Origin of the sequence: Micromonospora sp. WMMA1996, assembly GCF_002573675.1 — a bacterium.
GTDB lineage: Bacteria > Actinomycetota > Actinomycetes > Mycobacteriales > Micromonosporaceae > Micromonospora > Micromonospora sediminicola.
Map to the genome: position 1 here is coordinate 35748 of NZ_PDHU01000010.1, position 20912 is coordinate 56659.

A 20912-nucleotide genomic window follows, 5' to 3' on the forward strand; every position below is an offset into this window, starting at 1 on the left:
CCTAGGGAGTGCCCGCAGAAGGCATTCCGAAAGGCTGAACGCTATGCGCTTCACCTCTGAGACGTCGTCCGACGGGGTCTCCGAACAGCTCTTTGTCCTCGGTGAGATTCCCGGCGTGCTGTGGACGCCAGAAGGTGCCGCCGGTACTCGTCCCCTTGTCCTCATGGGACACGGCGGCGGTCAACACAAGAAGGACCCCGGCATCGTGGCCCGTGCGCGCCGCTTCGTGGCCGAGTGTGCCTTCGCGGTGGCGGCCGTCGACGTGCCCGGCCACGGCGACCGGCCGAAGGTCGAGGAGTACAACCGGATCGCCACCGAGAACCAGGCTCGCGTGGATGCTGGGGAAGAGTTGGCTCCGCTGATCGCCGGTTTCCAGGCGCTCGTAGCCCGCCAGACCGTCCCGGAATGGCGGGCGGTCCTGGAGGCGGTCCAGCAACTCGAGCACGTCGGCGCTGGCCCGGTGGGCTACTGGGGCGTGTCGTTGGGTTGCGGACTCGGCGTTCCATTCGTTGCCGCCGAACCCCGGGTCCGCGCGGCAGTGCTGGGCCTGGGCGGGGCGCTGGCATCAGCCGAGGCCGCCGCGCGGATCACGGTCCCGGTGGAGTTCCTGCTGCAGTGGGACGATGAGCGGGTGCCGCAGGCCCAGGGCTTGGCGTTGTTCGACGCCTTGGCCTCAGCCGAGAAGACGCTGCACGCCAACCCGGGCAAGCACGGGGAGATCCCGGCATTCGAGCTGGACAGCACGCTACGGTTCTTCGCCCGGCACCTCCGCTGATACCGCCACCCGCAGCCCGCGACGCGCCGATCGGGATCAACTCCCGATCGGCGCGTTCAGCGAACACTGGCCGGCGTGGCCGACCACGTTCAGGTTCGGGAGATCGACGACGAGGGGCAGCGCCTGCTGCGGATCGACCGCAGAGGCCCCGGGTCGGCGACCGGGCCGCCGCCAACGACGTCGAGCTGGCGTACACCCCGACCAAACAGCTCTTGGCTCAACCGCATCGAGGCCCAGTTCACCGCACTGGCTGCCGTCGGACCGTCCGCTTCGCGGGCTTGACCCTGACGCAGCGTCAACCGCTCATGCTGAGCGTCATGAGCAACCAGACGGAACGCCCGGCCATTGAGGTCCGGGGCCTGGAGAAGTCGTTCGCGCAGGTCACGGTGCTGCGTGGCGTGGACTTCGACGTGGCCCGGGGCAGCATCTTCGCGCTGCTCGGCTCGAACGGGGCGGGCAAGACCACGCTGGTGAGGATCCTCTCCACCCTGCTGCGGGCCGACGCGGGGACCGCCCGGGCCAACGGCTTCGACGTCGGGAAGCAGGCCGCCGAGGTCCGGGAGTCGATCAGTCTCACCGGGCAGTTCGCCGCGGTCGACGAGATCCTCACCGGGCGGGAGAACCTGGTCCTGGTCGCCCGGCTGCGACACCTCAGGGCACCCGGCGCGATCGCGGACGACCTGCTGCGGCGTTTCGCGCTGACCGAGGCGGGCGCGCGGAGGGTGGCGACGTACTCCGGTGGGATGCGCCGTCGTCTGGACATCGCGATGAGTCTCATCGGGGATCCACCGGTCATCTTCCTCGACGAGCCGACGACCGGGCTGGACCCCGAGGCGCGCATCGAGGTGTGGCAGGCGGTCAAGGACCTGGCGGCGCGGGGCACCACGGTGCTGCTCACCACGCAGTACCTCGACGAGGCCGAGCAACTCGCCGACCGGGTGGCGATCCTCCACGAGGGCCGGATCATCGTCGACGGCACCGTGCCCGAGCTCAAGCGGCTCCTCCCACCCACGGAGGTCCAGTACGTCGAGAAGCAGCCGACCCTCGAGGACGTCTTCCTCGCCCTGGTCGGTGCCGACACCCAGGGGGCACGGCGATGAACAGGCACATGCTCGGTGACACCGCCGTTCTCCTGGGACGGTCGCTGCGCCACATCGCCCGCAGCCCGGACACGATCATCACGACCGCGCTCATGCCGATCGCCTTCATGCTGTTGTTCGTCTACGTCTTCGGCGGCGCGATCGACACCGGCACCGACTCGTACGTGAACTACCTGCTGCCCGGCATCCTGCTCATCACGATCGCGTCGGGCATCTCGTACACCGCGTTCCGGATCTTCCTCGACCTGCGAGGCGGTCTCGTGGACCGGTTCCGGTCCATGCCGATCGCACGGTCGGCCATCCTGTGGGCGCACGTCCTGACCTCGCTGGTCGCGAACCTGGTCTCGATCGCGGTGGTCGTCCTCGTCGCCCTGGTGATGGGCTTCCGCACCGGGGCGGGGGTGCCGGGGTGGCTCGCGGTCGCCGGCATCCTGGCCCTGTTCACCCTGGCGCTGACCTGGCTCGCCGTGCTGCCCGGCCTGGCCGCGAAGTCTGTGGACGGTGCGAGCGCGTTCTCCTACCCGCTGATCCTCCTGCCGTTCGTCAGCTCGGCGTTCGTGCCGACCGGCACCATGCCCGGCCCGGTCCGCGCGTTCGCCGAGAACCAGCCGGTGACCTCCATCGTCGACACGATCCGGGCCCTGTTCGACCAACGGCCGGTGGGCGCCGGCATCTGGACCGCCCTCGCCTGGTGCGTCGGCCTCCTGGTCGTGGCCTACGTGTTCGCCACCGTCTCCTACCGTCGGCGGACCTCCTGAGTCGAGGCAGGATCAGAGGATGTTGACGATCGGGCAACTCGCGGCGTACGCCGGTGTCACGGTGCGGGCGGTGCGGCACTACCACCAGGTCGGGTTGCTGCCCGAGCCGGAACGGGACGCTTCCGGCTACCGGCGGTACGGCCCGACGGCGGTGGTGTCGCTGATCAGGATTCGGACGCTCGCCAACGCCGGGGTGCCCCTGTCGGAGATCAGCCGGCTGCTCGACGCCGACGAGTCGGCGTTCACCGAGGGGATCCACCGGATCGACAGCCGCCTCCGCGACGAGATCGAACGGCTCGAAACCAGCCGGAGGCAGATCGCCCAGCTCGCCGCCGGGGACGCGCTGGCCCTCCCGGCGGAGGTGACGACCTACCTCGACCGGCTGCGGGAGATCGGCGTGTCGGAGCGGGTGGTGAGGGGCGAGCGGGACGGGTGGATCCTGCTCGCGGCCCGCTGGCCCGATCGGGTCCGGGAATTCATCCCCTACAAGATCGCACAGCTCGACGACCCGCACGTCGTCCGGCTCTACCGGACCCTGTCGGAGGTCTTCGACGGTGACGGTGACGGTGCCGGCGATCCGCGGTTGGAGGAGGCCGCCGACATCATGGCCTGCCTGGCCGAGCAGGCCGACACCGGCGGCGGGGTCCACGCCGACTACGAGGACATGCCGCACGATCTCCTGGACGCGCTCGCCGTCGAATCCGATCCGCGCGTGCGGCGTCTGGTGGAGCTGATGCGCGAGCGCGGCTGGTCCGGCTGGAACCGCATGGAGCGGCTGGGATAGCCGCGTTCCCGGCTATCCGCCGGCGACCGCGGCGCGCAGCTCGCCGAAGGCGGCGCCGAGCGTCTCCGGGGTGAAGTGGGCGTTCAGCCCGCTCGGGTTGGGCAGCACCCAGAGCCGGGCGGGCCCGAGCGGTTCCGGCTGCGGCCCGAACCCGGCCTTCGGCCGGACGAACCCGATCCGGTACGCGGTCACCCCGACCACCGCCACCCAGCGTGGCCGGTAGCGCTCGACCTTCGCGGTCAGCGCGCGGGCGCCGTCGACCAGTTCCTCGGCGGTCAGCTCGTCGGCGCGGGCGCTGGCCCGGGCCACCATGTTGGTGATGCCCAGTCCCAGCGCGGGCAGCGTGTCCTGTTCGCTGGGGTGCAGTTGGCGCGGGGTGAAGCCGCCGCGGTGCAGCGCCGGCCAGAACCGGTTGCCGGGGCGGGCGAAGTGCCAGCCGGTGGCGGCCGACCACAGGCCGGGGTTGATGCCGACGAAGAGCACGTCCAGCCCGGGCGCGATCACGTCGGGCAGCAGCCGGTCGGCCGCGGCGGCGAGCTGTTCCCGGCTGGGTCGGGGGTGGCGCCGGGCCGGCGTGCCCGGACCGGGCGCGGGCTCGGGTCGGCCGCCGGCCGGACGACGTCGATCACTCACCGAACCGCCCCCACCGGCCGCGAGGCCACCTCGGACGCCCTCACAGGCCGCGCAGGGCGCCGCCGTCGACCGGGACGCTCACCCCGGTGACGTAGCCGGCGGCGGGGGAGAGCAGGAACGCGGCCACCCGGCCGAACTCGGCCGGGTCGCCGATGCGGCGCAGCGGGATCGCCGCCTCGGCCTCGGCGCGGGCCCGGTCGGCGTTGCCCGCGGCGGCCAGCAGCTCCCGGTTGCGGTCCGTCATGATCCGCCCCGGCAGCAGGCTGAACACCCGTACGCCGCGCGGACCGTACTCGTCGGCCATGTCCTTGGCCACGCCGGCCAGGCCGGGCCGCAGGCCGTTGGAGATGCCGAGGCCGGGCAGCGGCCCCCGGACCGAGGTGGAGAGCACGAGCCCGATGGCGCCGCCGTCGCCGAGCGCGCCGGCCACCGTGCGCGCGACCCGGACGCTGCCCAGGAAGACCGTTTCGAAGGACTCCCGCCACTGCGCGTCGGTGACCTCGGCGGCGGTGCCCCGGGGCGGGCCGCCGACCGAGACCAGCGCGCCGTCGAGCCGGCCGAAGTGTTCCCGGGCCGCCGCGACGAGCCGCTCCGGGGTGCCCGGGTCGGTGAGGTCGGCGGTCAGCCCGATCGCCCGCTCCGGGTCACCGAGCGCGTCGATCGCGGCGGCCACCCGTTCCGGGGCCCGAGCGGAGATCACCACGCGGGCGCCGTCGGCGACGAGCTGTTCGGCGGTGGCGAAGCCGAGGCCGCCGGAGGCGCCGGTGAGCACGTACACCCGGTCGGCGAGTCCGAGATCCATGCCTCCGATCCTGCCGTACCGCAGGGCGCGTGTCAGCGCGGGGCGGGTCGCAGCAGGCGTACCCGGCCGGCGAGCTGGGCGGCGACGGCGCCGCCGGCCCGGGCGACGGCCGGGAGGCGGCGGGGCCGGGGCGCGGTGCGGCCGTCGTAGCGGCTCGCGGCCTCGCGCGCGGCCAGCTCCTCCGCGCCGAGCGGCGGCAGGGCGCCCCGGTCGCGCAGCTCGCGGGCCAGGTCCCAGCCGTCGCGCAGCGAGCCGTTGGTGGGCCGGCCGTCCGCCCAGCCGGTGAACGTGGCCGGCCAGTCGGCGCCGAGGCCGGCGGCGAGCAACGGCCAGTGCCGGGCCACGTCGCCGGCCCGCTTGCGCAGCAGCGCCCGGCGCGCGGCGTCGACCGGCGTCGGGGCGAAGCCGGGCGGCAGCGGCCCGCCCGCGACCAGCGCCGCCACCAGCTCGGCCTGTCGGGCCGCCAGGTCGCCGCTCACGTGACCACCGGATACCCGGAGGCGGTGGCGAGCGCGTCCAGCTCTCCGCGCAGCTCGGCGGCGGGCGGGTAGTGGCCGTCGCGTTCCAGCAGCAGCGCCGGCGGGCGGCGTCGGGCGCACAGCTCACGGACCAGGTCGAGCACCTCGGCGGGGACCGGGTCGGTGTGCGTGTCGTGGTAGAAGCCGCCGGCCTCGGCGCCGCCGGCCACGTGCACGTAGGCGATCCGGTCCAGCGGCAGCCGGTCGAGCAGGGCGGTCGGGTCGCCGCCCCGGTTGCGGGCGTTGGCGTGCACGTTGGCGACGTCGAGCAGCAGCAGCGCGTCGGTGGCGGCGAGGATCTCGGTGAGGAAGTCGGCCTCGTCCAGCTCGTCGTCGGGCCAGTCGAAGAGCGCCGCGATCGGCTCCAGCGCCAGCGGCACCGGCAGCTCCGCCTGCGCCCGCCGCACGTTGGCCACCACCGCGGCCACCGCCTCCCGGCTGCGCGGCAGCGGCAGCAGGTGTCCGGCCTCCAACCCGCCGGCGCGCACGAACGCGATGTGCTCGCTGACCAGCGGCGCCTCCAGCGCCGCCGCCACCTGGGCCAGGTGCGCCACCCGGGCCGGGTCGACGGGTTCCGCGCCGCCGAGGGACAGCCGCACCCCGTGGGGTACGACGGTGACGCCGCGTTCGCGCAGCTCGGCCAGGCCGGCCGGGAGCGGCCCGGTCGGGGCGACCGCCTCCGCGACCACCTCGACGAAGCGCAGCCCCGGCAGCCCGGCGACGAAGCCGGCGATCTCGGGACGCCAGCCGATGCCGACCCCGGACGGGCCGCTCATCCGCCGCACCCCCCACCGCCGCCGCAACCCCCGCCGCCACCGCAGGAGCTGCCGCCGGAGCAGGAGGAGCTGCCCCCGGAGCAGGAGCTGCCGCCGCCGCACGAGGTGCCCGTGCTGCCCGCCGAGCCCATCGCCTGTCGCTGGATCTCGGCCTGCTCGGCGAAGCCCGGGTCCATCGTCCAGAGCGTGGCGGTGCCGAACAGGGCCACGCCCAGGGCCGCGTCCGACGGGCCGTACGTGGCGTACGCCGGTGCGGCTGCGGGCCGCAGCCAGGCGTGCCGGCGACGCAGGTCGCGCAGCGCGGCGGTGGCCGCCCGGGTGCGCCAGGGCACGCGGTTGAACAGGAGGAACGCGATGAACAGCGGGACCAGGGTGAGCATCAGGAAGCCGGCGGGCCGGCTGTGGGAGAGCCCGACGAAGGCGCGCAGGAAGCCGATCGCGAGCAGGACGCCGATCAGCAGGGCGCCGCGCCGCAGTGCCCGGCGTCGGTCCTGGTCCAGGGCCAGGCCCCGGCGGACCAGGCCGTCGCGCAGCTCGTCGAGCGCGCGGCGGACCCACTCGTCGCGAGCCAGCTCGCGGGTGCGCAGGCCACGGGTGGCGGCGTGGTGGACGGCCTGGTCGAGCGGGGTGACGCCGGCCGGCAGCGGCCCGCCGGGGGCGAGCCGCCGGTCCGGGTGCGCGCCGACCGCGCCGGCCCGGCGCAGCCCGCCGAGCGAGGTCCAGATCGCGAGCTGGTCGCCGCCGTTGAGGTACGCGACCTGCTGCGGTCCGAGCGCGCCGTGGTCGGTGACCGGGGTGCCGGCGAGCGCCCGGAACCGGTACACCGCCGTGCCCACGACCAGGACGACGGCGGCCACGAGGTACCAGCGCAGGAAGACGGGGCCGGGAATGCCCCAGGTGTCGGCCGCGAGGACGGTCATCGGCTGCTCCTGTCGCGAGGGGGTCGCGGCTCATTGTGGAGCAGGAGCGCCAGTGTCGATCTCCGCGGAGGGCCGAGTTACCGGACCGAGACTCAGTGCCGGCGGACGGCCTCCTCGACCAGGTCGAGCACCCGGCTCAGGTCGCCGGCCGGGCGGCCCATCGCCAGGTGCAGCACCAGCCCGTCGTAGGCCAGCTCCAGGAACTGGGCCAGCACGTCGATCGGTACGTCGTCGCGGAGCACGCCGGCCTCGCGCTGGCGGAGCAGGCGTTCCCGGGTCGCCTCGGCGATGGCGGCCGAGCGTTCCGCCCAGCGCCGGGCGAAGGCCGGGTCGGTGCGCAGGCGGCGGGAGACCTCCAACTGGCTGCCGAGCCAGCCGGTGGTGTCCGGGGAGACGGCCCGGGCGAGCAGGTCGCGCATCACCTGGACCAGGCCGTTGCGCGCGACGGTCTCGACCATGGCGGCGGCGTCGTCCTCGGCCACGGCGAGGAAGAGCGAGTCCTTGTCCCGGAAGTGGTGGAAGATCGCGCCCCGGGACAGGCCGGTGGCCTCCTCCAGCCGTCGCACGGTCGCGCCCTCGTAGCCGTGCCGGGCGAAACACGCCCGCGCGGCGCCCAGGATCTCCTGTCGGCGCGCGTCGAGCTGGTCCTGACTTACTCTGGGCACGGGAACGATCGTCGCAGGTGGAGACGGTCGACGCAAACCGTACGTACGGCTTGGGAGAGACTCCGCTAGCATCCCGGTCGTGTCGCTCCCCTCCCGCCCGCTGACCGTCGCCGCCGTGCAGGCCGAACCCGTGCCCGGCGACGTCGCCGGCAACGCCCGCACCGCCGCGCGCCTGGTCGGGCGCGCCGGCGCCCGCGTCGTCGTGCTGCCGGAGCTGTTCCTGCCGGCGTACCACCCGCCGACGCTGGGCGCCGACCCGGCCGGGACGGACGTGGCCGCCGACCCCGACGGCCGGGTCGACGACCCGAGGCTGGACCCGCTGCGTGACGCCGCCCGGGAGGCGGGAGCCGCGGTGGTGATCGGGGCGGCGGTCCGGCAGCCCGACCGGCGGCGCACCATCTCGTCGCTGGTGGTGGACCCGACCGGCGCGGTCACCGTCGGGTACGACAAGCAGCAGCTCTGGAGCGGCGAGCGCGAGCTGTTCGACGCCGGCCGGCGGGGCGCCACGCTGGTGGTCGAGCAGTGGCGGTTCGGCCTGGGCATCTGCTACGACGGCTGCTTCCCGGAGCACGGCCGGGCCGCGGCGGGCGACGGCGCGCACGGCTACCTCTGCCCGAGCGGCTACCTGGCCGGCTCCGCGCACCGCCGGGACCTCTACTACGCCGCCCGCGCGCTGGACAACACGATGTACGTGGTCTTCGCCAACGCGGTCGGCGGCGCCGATCCCTGGCGGTTCAACGGTGGCGCGGCGGTCTACGACCCGGAGGGCCGACCGCTGGCCCGGGGCGCGGACACCGGCGAGGACGTGCTGGTGGCCACGCTGGACCCGGAGGCCCTGGCGGCCACCCGCGCGGCCCACACCATGCTGCTCGACCGGCCCGCCGACGACGGCGACCCGCGGGCGTCACTCGTCGCCTGAGCGCGCGGGGGGACCCTCGGCCCTGTCGGTGCTCCGACCCTTCCCGTAGGGTGCCCAAGTGCCGTTGCTCCTGCTCGATCTGGACAACACCCTGCTGGACCGCGACGGGCCGTTCCGCTCCTGGGGAGAACGCTTCCTGGAGGGCATCGGCGCGCCGCCCACCGACCTCGACTGGCTGGTCTCCGTCGACGCGGACGGGCTGACCAACCGCTGGGACGTGGCCGACGCCATCCGTGACCGCTACGGCCTGCGCATCCCGTCGATCGACCTGGTCGACGAGCTGCACGACGGGGTGGGGGCGCTCATGCGGCTGGACCCGCTGGTGGCGTGCGCGTTGCGGATCGCCGCCGACGCCGGCTGGGTGCCGGTCGTGGTCACCAACGGCACCGCCCGGCAGGACGACACCAAGATTCGCAAGACCGGCCTGGACCGCTACGTCGCCGACTGGGTGATCTCCGAGGAGGCCGGCGTCAGCAAGCCGAACCCGCGCATCTTCGCGCTCGCCGCGCAGCGGGCCCGGATGCCGCTGCGCGGCGCGTGGGTGATCGGCGACAGCCCGGAGGCGGACATCGGCGGCGCGACCGCGGTGGGCCTGCCCAGCGTCTGGCTGCACCGGGGGCGTCGCTGGTCGGACACCCGGTTCGCGCCGACCCGGGTCGAGGACGGGCTGATCCCGGCCGTGGCCGCCGTGCTGGCGGGCTGAGCGCGGCGGGGTCGAAAACCGGTTGCGCCGTCCGGCGCGGCGCACGAGCATAGTGCCGCGCGAGGGCGCAGCCGGGTGTCGCCCGGTCGAGGAGAGGAGGTCGGTCATGGCCGTCTTTGCAGGGTCGTTCCACCTGCCTCCACCAGCCTCGATCGAAGGACAGATCCACCCGTGCGCGATCACGACATCCCGGCGCCGCAGCGCCGTGGCCGCGGCAAGAGCCGCTTCGACGACGACGAGCCCGATTTCCTGAAGCGGGGGCGGCACGCCCCGCCGACCCTCACCGACCCCGACGCCGAGCCCGACGCGGAGGACACCTGGTCCTCCTGGGACCAGGCGGTCCACGGCCCCGAGCCGCATCCCGACTGGCTGGTCACCGAGCTGGCCGCCCGGGACACCGAACTCGGCGTGCTGAAGACCGGCAAGGAGGCGGACGTCCACCTGGTCCGCCGTGCCGTGCCGGACACCGACCGCGCCTGTCTGCTGGCGGTCAAGCGCTACCGCGACGCCCAGCACCGGCTCTTCCACCGTGACGCCGGCTACCTGGAGGGCCGCCGGGTCCGCCGGTCGCGGGAGATGCGGGCGATGGCCGGCCGCACCGCCTTCGGTCGGCAGATGATCGCCGGGCAGTGGGCGGCGGCCGAGTTCGACGCGCTGTCCCGGCTGTGGGAGATCGGCGCCGCCTCCGGGCGGATCGCCGTGCCCTATCCCGTCCAGCTGCTCGGCACCGAGCTGATGCTGGAGTTCGTCGGCGACGCCGAGGCGGGGGAGGCCGCGCCCCGGCTGGCCCAGGTCCGACCCACCGACGACGGGCTGCGCGACCTGTGGGAGCAGTTGGTCGAGGCCCTGCTGGTGCTGGCCCGGGCCGGGTACGCCCACGGCGACCTGTCGCCGTACAACCTCCTGGTGCACGCGGGCCGGCTGGTCATGATCGATCTGCCGCAGGTGGTCGACGTGGTGGCCAACCCGCAGGGGGCCGAGTTCCTGGCCCGCGACGTGCGGGTGGTGGCGGCCTGGTTCACCGCCCGCGGACTGCCCGCCGCCGACACCGACCCGGTGGCGCTGACCGAGGTGCTGCTCCGGGAGGCGGGGATCCGCTGACCACCGGGTGTCCCGGGCGGGAGTCGTCCCGCCCGGGACCTCGGCTCACTGCAGGTAGCGCTCGACCTCCGGCACCGGGCGCTCGCCCTGGGCGTCCGGGTCGCCGTGCGCCTGCCGGGCTGCCCGGCGGCGACGGAGCAGGTCCCAGCACTGGTCCAGGGACTCCTCCAGGGCGCGCAGCCGCTCCCGGGCCTCGTCGTCGGTGCCGGCCTCGTGCTGCTGCGCGTCGGAGCGCAGCCGGTGCTCCTCGTCGACGAGTTCCGAGATCCGGCTCAGGATGGTCTTGTCGTCCATGCCCGAAGCTTGGCACAGCGGACGCGCCCGCGCCCGCGTTCCGGGGGACGACGCCCGGGCACCAGAAAGACTTCCCGCGTGACGCACGTCCCACTGGCTCCATTCTCGACAAAGAGATTGTTGTTACGTGAAATATCCTCCGTCCTGTCTTTTGATTCGTCGCTCAGGATGGCATGCTCACGAGCAACGTTTCACGGGTCGCGACGGGGCGGCGACCCTCAGCAACCCGAGGGAGCGTTCAGGTGGCCGATTCGTCCGGCCCGTACCGGCCTGCCGGCCGCCCGCACACCGTGCCGTTGCGACAGATCCTGCCCGCCGTCCTGCGCGACCCGGCCCGGGCGTTGATCGACGTCGGTAACCGCACCGGCGGCGACCTGGTCCGGCTCAACCTCGGCTCGTTCCGCCCCTACCTGGTCACCCACCCCCGGCACGTGCAGCACGTGCTGCGGGACCGGGCGGACAACTACGAGCGGGCCGGCGACGGACTGTTCTGGCGCCCGGTCAAGCGACTGTTCGGCGAGGGCATCCTCGGCGAGGGCCAGATCTGGTCGGCCAGCCGCCGGATGCTCCAGCCGATGTTCACCGCGAAGCGGGTCGAGGCGCTCGTCGACGGCATGGCGGACGCCGTCCGGGACGCGGTCGACGAGCTGGACGAGCCCTACCGCGCGGGCCGGCCGGTGGACATCGGCGTCGAGCAGGCCCGCATCGTCAGCCGGGCGATCATGAAGGTGCTCTTCGCCGACCGCATCTCGGTGCCGGACGCGATGCGGGTGATCGACGCCCAGGACCGGATCGCCACCGCCGTCATCCCGCGGATCGTGGTGCCGTTCGCGCCGCTGTCGCTGCCGATGCCGGGAGACCGCGCGTTCCGCCGCGCGGTACGCGTCGTCGACGACGTGCTGGTGCCGATCGTCCGGCAGACCCGTGACGCCGCCGACCAGGGCGACGACATCATCTCCACGCTCTGGCGGGCCCGGACCGACGACGGCCGGCAGCTCGACGAGCGGCAGGTCCGCAACGACACCGTGGCCATGTTCGCCGCCACCACCGAGACCACCATCAACGTGCTCACCTGGGCCTGGCCGCACCTGCACCAGCATCCCGAGGTCGCCGAGCGGCTCTACGCCGAGATCGACGCGGTGGTCGGCGCCGGGCCGGTGCGCCGGGAGCACCTGAACCGGCTCACCTACACCCGGATGGTGCTGGACGAGTTGCTGCGGCTCTACCCGATCGGCTGGATCATCCCGCGTCGCGCGGTCGCCGCGGACGTCATCGACGGCGTGCCGATCGAAGCCGGCGCCACCATCGCGGTCAGCCCGCTGATCACCCAGCGGATGCGGCAGTTCTGGGACCGCCCGGACGAGTTCGACCCGGAGCGGTTCCGCCCGGAGCGGGTCCGCGCCCGCCACCGCTACGCCCACTTCCCGTTCGGCGGCGGTCCGCACCAGTGCCTCGGCATGTACCTGTTCTATCTGGAGGCCCAGCTCATCCTCGCCACGATGCTGAGTCGCTACCGGTTCCGGCTGGACCGCACCGACGTACCCGGGTTGCGGCTGGCGGCGGCGCTGCGGCCACGCCGGCGGGTCGAGCTGACCCTGCTCGCCGCCGGCCGGGCGGAGCCGGCGTGACCGGCGGACCGCTGCCGGATCCCATCGCCGCCGCCGCCGAGCAGGGACGGATCTGCGCGCTCGCCGCGCACGGCCAGCGCGGCCTGCGCCGGGCCGCGGCCGCGCACCCCGACCTGTTCCCCGGCGAGCCGTTCGACGCCACCCTGTTCAGCAGCATCGCCTCGGCGATGGCGTTCAGCGCCCCCTGGCACACCGCCGCGGAGCTGGCGGTCACCAACCGCGCGGTGCTCTGGGGATTCGCCGTCGACTGGCTGGTCGACCACGAGGCGACCAGTCGGGCCGAGGTCGACCGGATCTCCGACACCTGCCTGGCCGTGCTCGACGGCGCGGACGCCGACGACCCGCTCGGCCGGTTCCTCGCCGAGCTGCGCGACGACGTCGCCGCCGCGCCCGCCTACCCGGCGCTGCGCGGACACTGGCGGGCCACGATGGAGCGCACGGTGCGGGCGATGGCCCGGGAGTGGACCTGGCGGCGCACCACCCGACCCACGCTCGCCGACTACCTCGACAACGCGGACAACCTCGCCGCCACCGTGGTCGACGTGGCCCACTGGATCCACACCGGATCGGTCGTCGACCCCGCCGCGCTGGACCGGCTGATCGAGGTCGCCGACGAGGTGCAGCGGGCCCTGCGGCTGGTCAACGACCTCGGCACGCACCGGCGGGACGCGGAGTCGGGCGACCTCAACGCGTTGCTGCTGGTGGACGACCCGGCCGAGGTCGAACGGCGGTTCGCCGAGCAGGTCGACCACTGCCGCGTCCGGCTGGCGAAGCTGGCGGACGAGTCGCCCCGGGAGGCCGAGTTCCTGTCCCGGCAGCTCGGCTTCACCACCGGGTTCTACCGGCACACCGACTTCTGGGGCGTGCGGTGAGCCTCACCGCCGAGCCGGAGACCCGGTTCGGGCCCGCGCCCGAGCCGGTCGGCGCGCTCGTGGACGACCCGGCGGGAGGGACCTCGCCGTCGGTCTACGAAACCGGTCGGCTGGTCACGCTGGCGCCCTGGCTGCCCGGCCACGGCGAACGGGTGGCCTGGCTGCTCGACCGGCAGCGCCCGGACGGCGGGTGGGGCGCTGCGGGCGGCTACGCGATCGTGCCGACGCTGAGCGCGGTCGAGGCGCTCCTGACCGACCTGCGCCGCGGCGGACCGGCCCCGCTGCCGGCCGCCGCCGCGCACCGGGGCCTGGCGTTCCTGTCCGCCGCGCTGCGCGCGGAGACCCCGCCCGACCTGCCGGCCACCGACCTGATCGTGCCGGCGCTGCTGGCCGCCGTCGACCGGCTCCTCGACGCGCCGGCGGGTCCGCCGCCCGGGCTGGCCGACTGGGCCGGCCGGCCCAGTCTGCCGCTGCCGGCCGGTCTGGACCCGACCCGGCTGACCCGGGTACGCGGACTGCTGGCCGCCGGCCGGCCCGTGCCGGAGAAACTGGCGCACGCCCTGGAGGTGGCCGGCGAGCTGGCGTACCGGGCGCCGGGCGTGCGTCCCTCGGCCAGCGGGGCGGTGGGCGCCTCACCGGCCGCCACCGCCGCCTGGCTCGGCCGGCCCGAGCCCGGTCCCGCCCTGGACTACCTGTGCGCGGTCGCCCGGTCCGGTCCGGTGCCCTGCGCCAGCCCGATCACCGTCTTCGAGCGGGCGTGGGTGCTCGCCGTCCTGGTCCGGGCCGGTGTCCCGGTGCGCGTGCCCGAGCGGGTGCTGACCGGGCTGCGGGCCGCCGTCGGCGCGTCCGGCGCGGCCACCGCGCCCGGGCTGCCGGCCGACGCCGACACCACCTCCGTCGTGCTCTACGCGCTCGCCCGGTTGGGCCGGTCGCCCGGCGTGGGCGCGCTCGCCGGATACGACACCGGGCGGCACTTCTGCACCTGGCCGGGGGAGGACGGGGCGTCGCTGACCACCAACGCGCACGTGCTCGACGCGCTGGGCGAGCACCCGAGCCGGCCGGGCGTGACGGCGGCCCGGCGCCGGGTCACCGACTGGCTGGTCGGGCGGCAGGAGTCCGACGGGCGGTGGGAGGACCGGTGGCACGCCTCGGCCTACTACGCCACGTATGCGGTGCTGCTCGCGCTGGCCGACCACGCGCCCGACGGCGCGGCGCGGACCGCGGTCGAGCGGGGCGTCGGCTGGCTGCTGGCGACCCAGCGGCCGGACGGCTCCTGGGGACGCTGGCGCGGCACCGCGGAGGAGACCGCGTACGCGGTGCTCGCCCTGGCCGGCGCGGGCCGCGCGGGCGACGCCCGGATCGGCGCGGCGCTGGCCCGGGGGCGGGCTCTCCTGTCCGACCTGGACGGACGCGACGGCGGTCCGGCACTGTGGCACGACAAGGACCTCTACCGCCCGACGCTGATCGTGCGCGCAGCGGTGCTGGCCGCCTCGGGGCACACCGGTCGGGGGTCGGCGCACCCGGAAGCCACCATGATCAGGATCGCTTGAATGGAGTTCACGACGGCTGCTAGCGTGCGCCGGAGTCGATCGGATTTCGGACCGACCGAAGACCGGGCCAGGACGGTGTGATGCGTTCCCGCAGTACGAATCTCCGTACGAAGATCATCGCCCTGCTGGCGTCGCTGACCGCGCTCTGGGCGTTCGCGGCCTGGGTGACCGTGCGCGACGGGTTCAACCTGCTCGGCGTGCAGGCGCTCAACGCCCGGGTGTTCGAGCCGAGCGATCCGCTGTTGCTCGAGTTGCAGAACGAGCGCCGGCTGTCGCTGCGCTACCTGGGTGAGTCCGATCCCGGGCAGTTGCAGGAGTTGCAGGCCCAGCGGGCGCGCACCGACGAGACCGCCACCGCGCTGTGGGAGTCGGTGCAGGACTGGCGTACCGAGGTGCCGGCCAGCGACGAGTTGGAGCAGCGGCTCGCCGAGCTGAAGACCGAGCTGGGTCAGCTCGCCCAGGTCCGCGACGAGGTCGGCCGCAAGACCATCGACCGGACCGCGACGTTGGCGGCCTACGACGAGGCGGTCGACGGCATCTTCGCCGTCTTCGACGCCCTCGGCGGCCTCGACGACGACCAGATCGCCCGGGACACCGCCGCGCTGATCGACCTGAACCGCTCCCGGGAGCTGCTGTCCCAACAGGACGCCCTGCTCACCGGCGCGGTCTCGGCCAACCGGCTGACCGTCGCCGAGCAGACCGCGTTCGCCCGGCTGGTCGGCGCCCAGTGGTTCCTCGCCGACCGCACCGCCCGGGAACTCGCCCCGACCGACCGGGTCCGCTACCAGCAGATGATCGACGGGGAGGCGTTCGTCGCGCTCCGGACCCTCCAGGACCGGGTGCTGGCGGCCAAGGGTGAGGACGTGCGCCCGCCGATCACCGCCGCGGCCTGGCGGGCCGCCGCCGAGCCGGCGATGGCCGACCTGCGCGAGGTGATCCTCGCCGGTGGTGAGGACATCGTCGCCCGGGCCACCCCGGTCGCCATCGGCGTCATCGTCCGGCTGGTCCTCGCCGCCGGTCTCGGCCTGATCGCCGTCGTCGCGTCCGTGATCGTCTCGATCACCACGGCCCGGTCGCTGGTCCGGCAGCTCGAACGGCTGCGCGGGGCCGCCATCCGGCTGGCCGACGAGCGGCTGCCCAGCGTGGTGGAGCGACTGGGTCACGGCGAGGAGGTGGACGTCGCCCGGGAAGCGCCGCCGTTGCAGTTCGGCGACGACGAGATAGGCCAGGTCGGCAGGGCCTTCAACCGGGTGCAGGAGACCGCCGTCCGCACCGCCGTCGAGCAGGCCGAGCTGCGCCGCAGCGTCCGCGACGTGTTCCTCAGCCTGGCCCGGCGCACCCAGGCGCTGGTGCACCGCCAGCTCACCCTGCTCGACGCCATGGAACGCCGGGAGCACGACGCCGAGGAGCTGGAGGACCTGTTCCGGGTCGACCACCTGGCCACCCGGATGCGGCGCAACGCGGAGAACCTGATCGTGCTCTCCGGCTCGACCCCGGGCCGTGCCTGGCGGCGCAACGTGCCGATGGTCGACGTGGTGCGGGGCGCGGTCGCCGAGGTCGAGGACTACACCCGGGTGACCGTGCGACCGCTCGGCCCGGTGTCGCTGACCGGCCGGGCCGTCGGTGACGTGATCCACCTGCTGGCCGAGTTGATCGAGAACGGCCTCTCCTTCTCCCCGCCGCAGACCACCGTGGAGGTGCGCGGTCAGCTCGTCGGCAACGGCTTCGCCATCGAGATCGAGGACCGTGGCCTCGGCATGAGCGGCGACGAGCTGGCCGCCGCCAACGCGCGCATCGTCGACCGGTCCGAGCTGAACCTGGCGGACGCGGCCCGGCTCGGCCTGTTCGTGGTCAGCCGGCTCACCGAGCGGCACGGCGTGAAGGTCCAGCTCCGGGAGTCCGCGTACGGCGGCACGACCGCGGTGGTGCTGATCCCGCGCGAACTGATCACCGTGGACGGCGACGACCCGGGCGGGTCCGCCGACCTGACGGCGGGCCCGGTCGCGCCGGCGCTGCCGCCGGCCGCGCCACCCGCCGCCGACCCGGTCGCGGCCCCGACCACCGAGGCCGGTGACGCCGCGACCGAGCCGACCGAGCCGACCGAGCCGACCGACGACGGTACGACCGCGGCCGAACCGGAACCGCAGGCGCCTCGGCTGACTCCCTCCGGGCTGCCGGCCCGTACCCGCAAACGGCAGCCCGCGGTCGCCGCGCCGACCGCGGAGCTGGCCCTGGTCGAACCCCCCGGGCCGGCGGTCGGGACCGAGGAGGTCCCGGCGGTGACCGACGCCGGGTTGCCGGTCCGGGTACGCCAGGCCAGCCTCAATCCGGAGCTGCGCAACGACCAGAGCGAGGCGGAGGACGACGGGGCGGACGACACGGCGCGCCCGCCGGAGCAGGTGCGCCGGATGATGAGCTCCTACCAGAGCGGCACCCGGCGCGGTCGCACCGACGCGGCGCGCCTGCTCGGCGGGGCGCGTGGGGCCGGCGGCGCGCCCGCCGACGAGAACGAGCAGGCCACCTGACCGGGGCCGTCGACGCGACGGGACCGGGACGAGAACGGCACACCAGCCGGGGAGAAGAGGACGACGAGTGGCGCAGAAGACGGCTTCGAGCGCGGATCTGGCGTGGCTGCTGGATGACCTGGTCGGCCGGGTCAAGCAGGCGGAACACGCCGTGGCGCTCTCCACGGACGGACTGCTGATGGCCTCGTCCCGCGGCCTGAGCCGGGACGACGGCGAGCACCTGGCGGCCATGGCGGCGGGCATCCAGAGCCTGGCGCGCGGGGCGGGCAAGCGGTTCGGCGGCGGTCAGGTGCAGCAGACCATCATCGAGATGCAGTCCTCCTTCCTCTTCGTCACCGCGGCCGGCCGCAACGCCTGCCTGGCGGTGCTGGCGGCGGAGGACGCGGACGTCGGCCTGATCGCGTACGAGATGGCCATGCTGGTCACCCGGGTCGGCCGGTTCGTGGCATCACCGACCCGGGAACAGCCCCTCGGCGAGAACACGGCGCGATGACCGGCCCGGGGGAGTCCGCGGAGCAGGAGTGGGTGGACGACCACGCCGGCCCGGTGGTGCGCCCGTACGCCGTGACCGGAGGCCGGGCCCGCCCGGTCACCGGGACGTTCGACCTGATCTCCCTGGTCAGCGCGACCCGCACGGATGTGGGGTCGGAGTCCGGGCTCGGCCCGGAGCACGTGGCGATCGTCGGCCTCTGCCAGCGGATCCAGTCCGTGGCCGAGATCGCCGCCCATCTCAACCTGCCGGTGGGCACGGTCCGGGTTCTCCTCGGAGACCTCGCCGCCCGCAGCCTGGTGCAGGTACGCGAGCCGCGCGCCACCCCCGCCGGCCTTCCCGACGAGCACGTTTTCGAGGCGGTAATCAATGGACTACGGGCGCTCTGAGCGGCCGGCGGGAGCGGCGCCGCTGCCCACCGCGATCAAGATCCTGATCGCCGGCGGGTTCGGCGTGGGCAAGACCACCCTGGTCGGCGCGGTCAGCGAGACCCGGCCGCTGCGCACGGAAGAGGTGCTGACCGAGACCGGCATCGGCATCGACGACCTGTCCGGTGTGGAGGAGAAGTCGACCACCACCGTGGCGATGGACTTCGGCCGCATCACCATCAGCGACGACCTGGTGCTCTACCTGTTCGGCACGCCCGGGCAGGACCGGTTCTGGTTCGTCTGGGACGAGCTGGCGCTCGGCGCCCTCGGCGCGGTGGTGCTCGCCGACACCCGCCGGCTGGCCGACTGCTTCCCGTCGATCGACTACTTCGAGGGCCGGGGCACACCGTTCGTGGTGGCGGTTAACTGCTTCGAGGGCGCCCGGACGTTCCGGCTCGACGAGGTGCAGGCGGCGCTCGACCTGGACCCGGGCGTGCCGGTGGTGCTGTGCGACGCGCGGGAGCGGGACTCGGCCAAGGAGGTGCTGATCACGCTGCTGGAGCACGCCATGAAGCTGCGGGAGGCGCGCCGTCGGGCCGCCGGTGACTGACCGTCACCACTCGGCGGTTGGCGGCTCCTGCCGGCGGGTGCCGACGCGCCGCAGCAGCGCCGTGCGTCCGGTGCGCGAGCACCGGGCCGGCCTGGGCCGGCGGGTCGTGAGAGCCTGGCGCACATGACCGAGGTGACCGTCCGGGCGATGTCCCCGCAGGAGTTCGACAACTGGCAGCACGAACTCGCCGCCGGTTACGCCCGGGAACAGGTCGCCGCCGGCAACTGGCCGGCCGAGGAGGCGCTCGACCGGGCCCGGGCGGCCAACGCCACCCTGCTACCCCAGGGCATGGCCACCCCCGGCATGCTCTTCCTGATCGGCGAGACGGCCGACGGATCCCCGGTCGGCCACCTGTGGATCGGCCTGACCCATCCGCGTGGCGTCCCGGACTGTGCCTTCCTCTATGACATCGAGGTGTCGCCCGAGCGGCGCGGCGCGGGCCTGGGCCGGGCGCTGCTCGCCGCGGGGGAGGCGGCGGCCCGGGAGCGGGGTGCCCGGGCGCTCGAACTCAACGTCTTCGGTGCCAACGAGCGGGCCGCGTCGCTCTACCGGACGTCGGGCTACCGCGTGGTCACCCAGCACATGCGCAAGGACCTTCTCGCCTAGCGGGCGCCGGCATCGAGGGCGGACCGCTCCACCCGCCGACGGTGGCTCCGCCACCAGGAGTCGTCGACGTCGGGCAGGTTGTCGAGCTGCGGCAGCAGCCCGGCCGTGCCGTCGATGAGCTCGCGCACGATGTCGGCGTGGCCGGCGTGCCGTTGGGTCTCCGCGACGACGTGGACCAGCACGGCGTGCAACGTGACCGTCGCGTCGCCCCACCACGGCACCACGCCGGTGTCATCGAGCGCCAGGGCCTCGATGGTGGCGTCGGCGTGGGCACACGCGCGACGGTACAGGTCGACGATCTCCTCCCGGGTCTCGTCGGCGGTCACCCACATGTCCGCGTTGGGTTCCGCTGACGCGTCGGCGTACGGCAGTTCCTCCGCGAAGGGGCGGCCGAACACGATCCCGAAATAGCGGCTCTCCCACACCGCCGCGTGTTTCACCAGACCGAGCAGGTTGGTGGCGGTCGGGGTCAGCGGACGCCGTACGTCGTACTCGCCGAGCCCGTCGAGCTTCCACAGCAGCGCGTCGCGGCCGCCCCTGAGGTAGGTGTGCAGATCCGCCTTCATGGCCGCCACTATGGCATTCGGCCCGAGCCGGCGCTGTCCCCTGCCGAGGGCCTAGAGGCGGGTGGCGGTGCGGACCAGCGCCGCCAGGGCGCGCGACCGGCTGTGCGGCGGCCACGCGATCACGGTGGTCACCGCGGGCGCGTCCGGCACCGGCACGGCGGCCAGATCGGGGCGCAGCAGGGGCCGGCACGACTCCGGCAGCACCGCCGCGGCCCGGCCGAGCGCGATGAGCTGGAACAGCTGGGCGTGCTCCCGGACCTGGGGGCCCGGTCCCTCGGGATAGGTGCCGTCGCGCTGCGGCCAGCGCGGCAACGGCAGGTCGGGCAGCGCCTCGACGTCGGCCAGCCGCAGCTGCGTCCGGCCGGCCACCGGATGCCCCGCCGGCACCACCGCCACCTGCTGCTCCGTCACCAGCGCCTCGGTGTCCAGCCCGGCGGTCGAGTCGAACGGGAGGTGCAGCAGCGCCACGTCGGCCCGTCCGTCACGCAGCAGCCGCTCCTGCTCGCCGATGCCGCACAGCAGCACCTCCACGGCCACCGCCTCGGGCTCCGCGGCGTACGCGTCGAGCAGTTTCGGCAGCAACTCGTGGGACGCGCCCGCCTTGGTGGCCAGGACCAGGCCGGGACCGCCGTCCGCGGCGGCGCGACGGGTCCGGCGGTCGGCGGCCGCCACCGCGTCCAGGGCGGCCCGTCCCTCGCGCAGCAGCACCGCGCCGGCCGGGGTCAGCGCCACGGCGCGGTGGTCGCGGTCCAGCAGCGTCACCCCGAGCCGCCGTTCGAGCTGGCGGATGGCCCGGGACAGCGGAGGCTGGGCGATCCCGAGGCGACGGGCGGCGCGGCCGAAGTGCAGCTCCTCGGCGACCGCGACGAAGTAGCGCAGCTCCCGGGTCTCCACCCGGCCACCGTACCCCCGGATCGATACCCGGCGGGTATCGCACGCTACCGAGACG

At 74.4% G+C, this 20912-nt stretch carries 24 protein-coding genes; 15 read left to right on the plus strand and 9 right to left on the minus strand.

The window, feature by feature from the left end; all coding sequences use genetic code 11:
• Positions 1 to 43: 43 nt before the first annotated feature.
• The 4 genes from COO58_RS29660 (at position 44) to COO58_RS29675 (ending at position 3417) form a co-directional block, all read left to right on the plus strand.
• Entirely contained in the window at positions 44 to 775 is a 732-nt protein-coding gene (locus COO58_RS29660) for a dienelactone hydrolase family protein (RefSeq protein WP_098748204.1), read from the plus strand.
• Between the two features lie 305 nt (positions 776 to 1080).
• A complete protein-coding gene (locus COO58_RS29665; RefSeq protein WP_098748206.1) occupies positions 1081 to 1875 on the plus strand; it encodes an ABC transporter ATP-binding protein in 795 nt (264 codons plus the stop codon).
• Positions 1872 to 2633, plus strand: a complete 762-nt coding sequence (locus COO58_RS29670) for an ABC transporter permease (RefSeq protein WP_098748208.1) — start codon at positions 1872 to 1874, stop codon at positions 2631 to 2633. The genes COO58_RS29665 and COO58_RS29670 overlap by 4 nt, the downstream gene beginning before the upstream one ends.
• A gap of 19 nt (positions 2634 to 2652) precedes the next feature.
• Positions 2653 to 3417: a MerR family transcriptional regulator gene (locus COO58_RS29675; RefSeq protein ID WP_098748210.1), complete on the plus strand. Its 765-nt coding sequence runs from the start codon at positions 2653 to 2655 to the stop codon at positions 3415 to 3417.
• 12 nt (positions 3418 to 3429) lie between these two features.
• Here COO58_RS29675 and mug read toward each other — a convergent pair whose 3' ends face one another.
• The 6 genes from mug to COO58_RS29705 all read right to left on the minus strand — a co-directional run bounded on the left by mug (position 3430) and on the right by COO58_RS29705 (position 7731).
• Entirely contained in the window at positions 3430 to 4050 is a 621-nt protein-coding gene (mug, locus tag COO58_RS29680) for a G/U mismatch-specific DNA glycosylase (protein WP_091573427.1), read from the minus strand.
• Between the two features lie 40 nt (positions 4051 to 4090).
• Entirely contained in the window at positions 4091 to 4852 is a 762-nt protein-coding gene (locus tag COO58_RS29685) for an SDR family oxidoreductase (protein ID WP_091573428.1), read from the minus strand.
• A 32-nt stretch (positions 4853 to 4884) separates the two neighbouring features.
• Complete coding sequence (locus COO58_RS29690; protein ID WP_091573429.1) at positions 4885 to 5331, minus strand: hypothetical protein; 447 nt, start codon at positions 5329 to 5331, stop codon at positions 4885 to 4887.
• On the minus strand, positions 5328 to 6146 hold the full coding sequence (locus COO58_RS29695) for a DUF692 domain-containing protein (RefSeq protein WP_098748222.1): 819 nt from the start codon (positions 6144 to 6146) through the stop codon (positions 5328 to 5330). The genes COO58_RS29690 and COO58_RS29695 overlap by 4 nt, the downstream gene beginning before the upstream one ends.
• Positions 6143 to 7066 (minus strand): TIGR04222 domain-containing membrane protein, encoded by a 924-nt coding sequence (locus COO58_RS29700; RefSeq protein WP_098748211.1) that lies wholly within the window; start codon positions 7064 to 7066, stop codon positions 6143 to 6145. The genes COO58_RS29695 and COO58_RS29700 overlap by 4 nt, the downstream gene beginning before the upstream one ends.
• Positions 7067 to 7158: 92 nt before the next feature.
• Complete coding sequence (locus COO58_RS29705) at positions 7159 to 7731, minus strand: TetR/AcrR family transcriptional regulator (protein ID WP_091573431.1); 573 nt, start codon at positions 7729 to 7731, stop codon at positions 7159 to 7161.
• Positions 7732 to 7810: 79 nt separating this feature from the next.
• On the opposite strand from COO58_RS29705, the gene COO58_RS29710 reads away from it, so the two are divergent.
• The 3 genes from COO58_RS29710 to COO58_RS29720 all read left to right on the plus strand — a co-directional run bounded on the left by COO58_RS29710 (position 7811) and on the right by COO58_RS29720 (position 10454).
• Positions 7811 to 8650: a carbon-nitrogen hydrolase family protein gene (locus tag COO58_RS29710; RefSeq protein WP_245666192.1), complete on the plus strand. Its 840-nt coding sequence runs from the start codon at positions 7811 to 7813 to the stop codon at positions 8648 to 8650.
• Between the two features lie 58 nt (positions 8651 to 8708).
• Positions 8709 to 9353, plus strand: coding sequence for an HAD family hydrolase (locus COO58_RS29715; RefSeq protein ID WP_091573433.1), 645 nt, complete (start codon positions 8709 to 8711; stop codon positions 9351 to 9353).
• Between the two features lie 171 nt (positions 9354 to 9524).
• Entirely contained in the window at positions 9525 to 10454 is a 930-nt protein-coding gene (locus COO58_RS29720) for a serine protein kinase RIO (RefSeq protein ID WP_091573434.1), read from the plus strand.
• Between the two features lie 45 nt (positions 10455 to 10499).
• Here the strand turns inward: COO58_RS29720 and COO58_RS29725 are convergent, their stop codons facing one another.
• A complete protein-coding gene (locus COO58_RS29725; protein WP_091573435.1) occupies positions 10500 to 10748 on the minus strand; it encodes a DUF2630 family protein in 249 nt (82 codons plus the stop codon).
• Positions 10749 to 11038: 290 nt separating this feature from the next.
• Here COO58_RS29725 and COO58_RS29730 point away from each other — a divergent pair, with 290 nt between their 5' ends.
• The 8 genes from COO58_RS29730 to COO58_RS29765 all read left to right on the plus strand — a co-directional run bounded on the left by COO58_RS29730 (position 11039) and on the right by COO58_RS29765 (position 19397).
• Positions 11039 to 12376 (plus strand): cytochrome P450, encoded by a 1338-nt coding sequence (locus COO58_RS29730; RefSeq protein ID WP_176559019.1) that lies wholly within the window; start codon positions 11039 to 11041, stop codon positions 12374 to 12376.
• Positions 12373 to 13248: a terpene synthase family protein gene (locus COO58_RS29735; protein ID WP_098748213.1), complete on the plus strand. Its 876-nt coding sequence runs from the start codon at positions 12373 to 12375 to the stop codon at positions 13246 to 13248. The genes COO58_RS29730 and COO58_RS29735 overlap by 4 nt, the downstream gene beginning before the upstream one ends.
• A complete protein-coding gene (locus COO58_RS29740; RefSeq protein WP_098748215.1) occupies positions 13245 to 14798 on the plus strand; it encodes a prenyltransferase/squalene oxidase repeat-containing protein in 1554 nt (517 codons plus the stop codon). The genes COO58_RS29735 and COO58_RS29740 overlap by 4 nt, the downstream gene beginning before the upstream one ends.
• Positions 14799 to 14878: 80 nt before the next feature.
• Complete coding sequence (locus COO58_RS29745) at positions 14879 to 17323, plus strand: nitrate- and nitrite sensing domain-containing protein (protein ID WP_098748217.1); 2445 nt, start codon at positions 14879 to 14881, stop codon at positions 17321 to 17323.
• Between the two features lie 67 nt (positions 17324 to 17390).
• The gene (locus tag COO58_RS29750; protein ID WP_091573440.1) at positions 17391 to 17816 is read left to right on the plus strand and encodes a roadblock/LC7 domain-containing protein; all 426 of its coding nucleotides are present in this window, start codon (positions 17391 to 17393) and stop codon (positions 17814 to 17816) included.
• Complete coding sequence (locus COO58_RS29755) at positions 17813 to 18202, plus strand: DUF742 domain-containing protein (RefSeq protein ID WP_091573441.1); 390 nt, start codon at positions 17813 to 17815, stop codon at positions 18200 to 18202. The genes COO58_RS29750 and COO58_RS29755 overlap by 4 nt, the downstream gene beginning before the upstream one ends.
• The gene (locus COO58_RS29760) at positions 18183 to 18791 is read left to right on the plus strand and encodes an ATP/GTP-binding protein (protein ID WP_091573442.1); all 609 of its coding nucleotides are present in this window, start codon (positions 18183 to 18185) and stop codon (positions 18789 to 18791) included. Before COO58_RS29755 ends, COO58_RS29760 begins: the two co-directional genes overlap by 20 nt.
• 123 nt (positions 18792 to 18914) lie before the next feature.
• Entirely contained in the window at positions 18915 to 19397 is a 483-nt protein-coding gene (locus COO58_RS29765; protein ID WP_098748219.1) for a GNAT family N-acetyltransferase, read from the plus strand.
• Here the strand turns inward: COO58_RS29765 and COO58_RS29770 are convergent.
• Positions 19394 to 19963 carry a DinB family protein gene (locus COO58_RS29770; RefSeq protein WP_091577246.1) on the minus strand — a complete coding sequence of 190 codons (570 nt, stop codon included), beginning with the start codon at positions 19961 to 19963 and terminating at the stop codon, positions 19394 to 19396. The two genes, COO58_RS29765 and COO58_RS29770, sit on opposite strands and share 4 nt — an antisense overlap.
• A 51-nt stretch (positions 19964 to 20014) precedes the next feature.
• Positions 20015 to 20857: a LysR family transcriptional regulator gene (locus COO58_RS29775; RefSeq protein ID WP_098747990.1), complete on the minus strand. Its 843-nt coding sequence runs from the start codon at positions 20855 to 20857 to the stop codon at positions 20015 to 20017.
• Positions 20858 to 20912 lie beyond the last annotated feature (55 nt).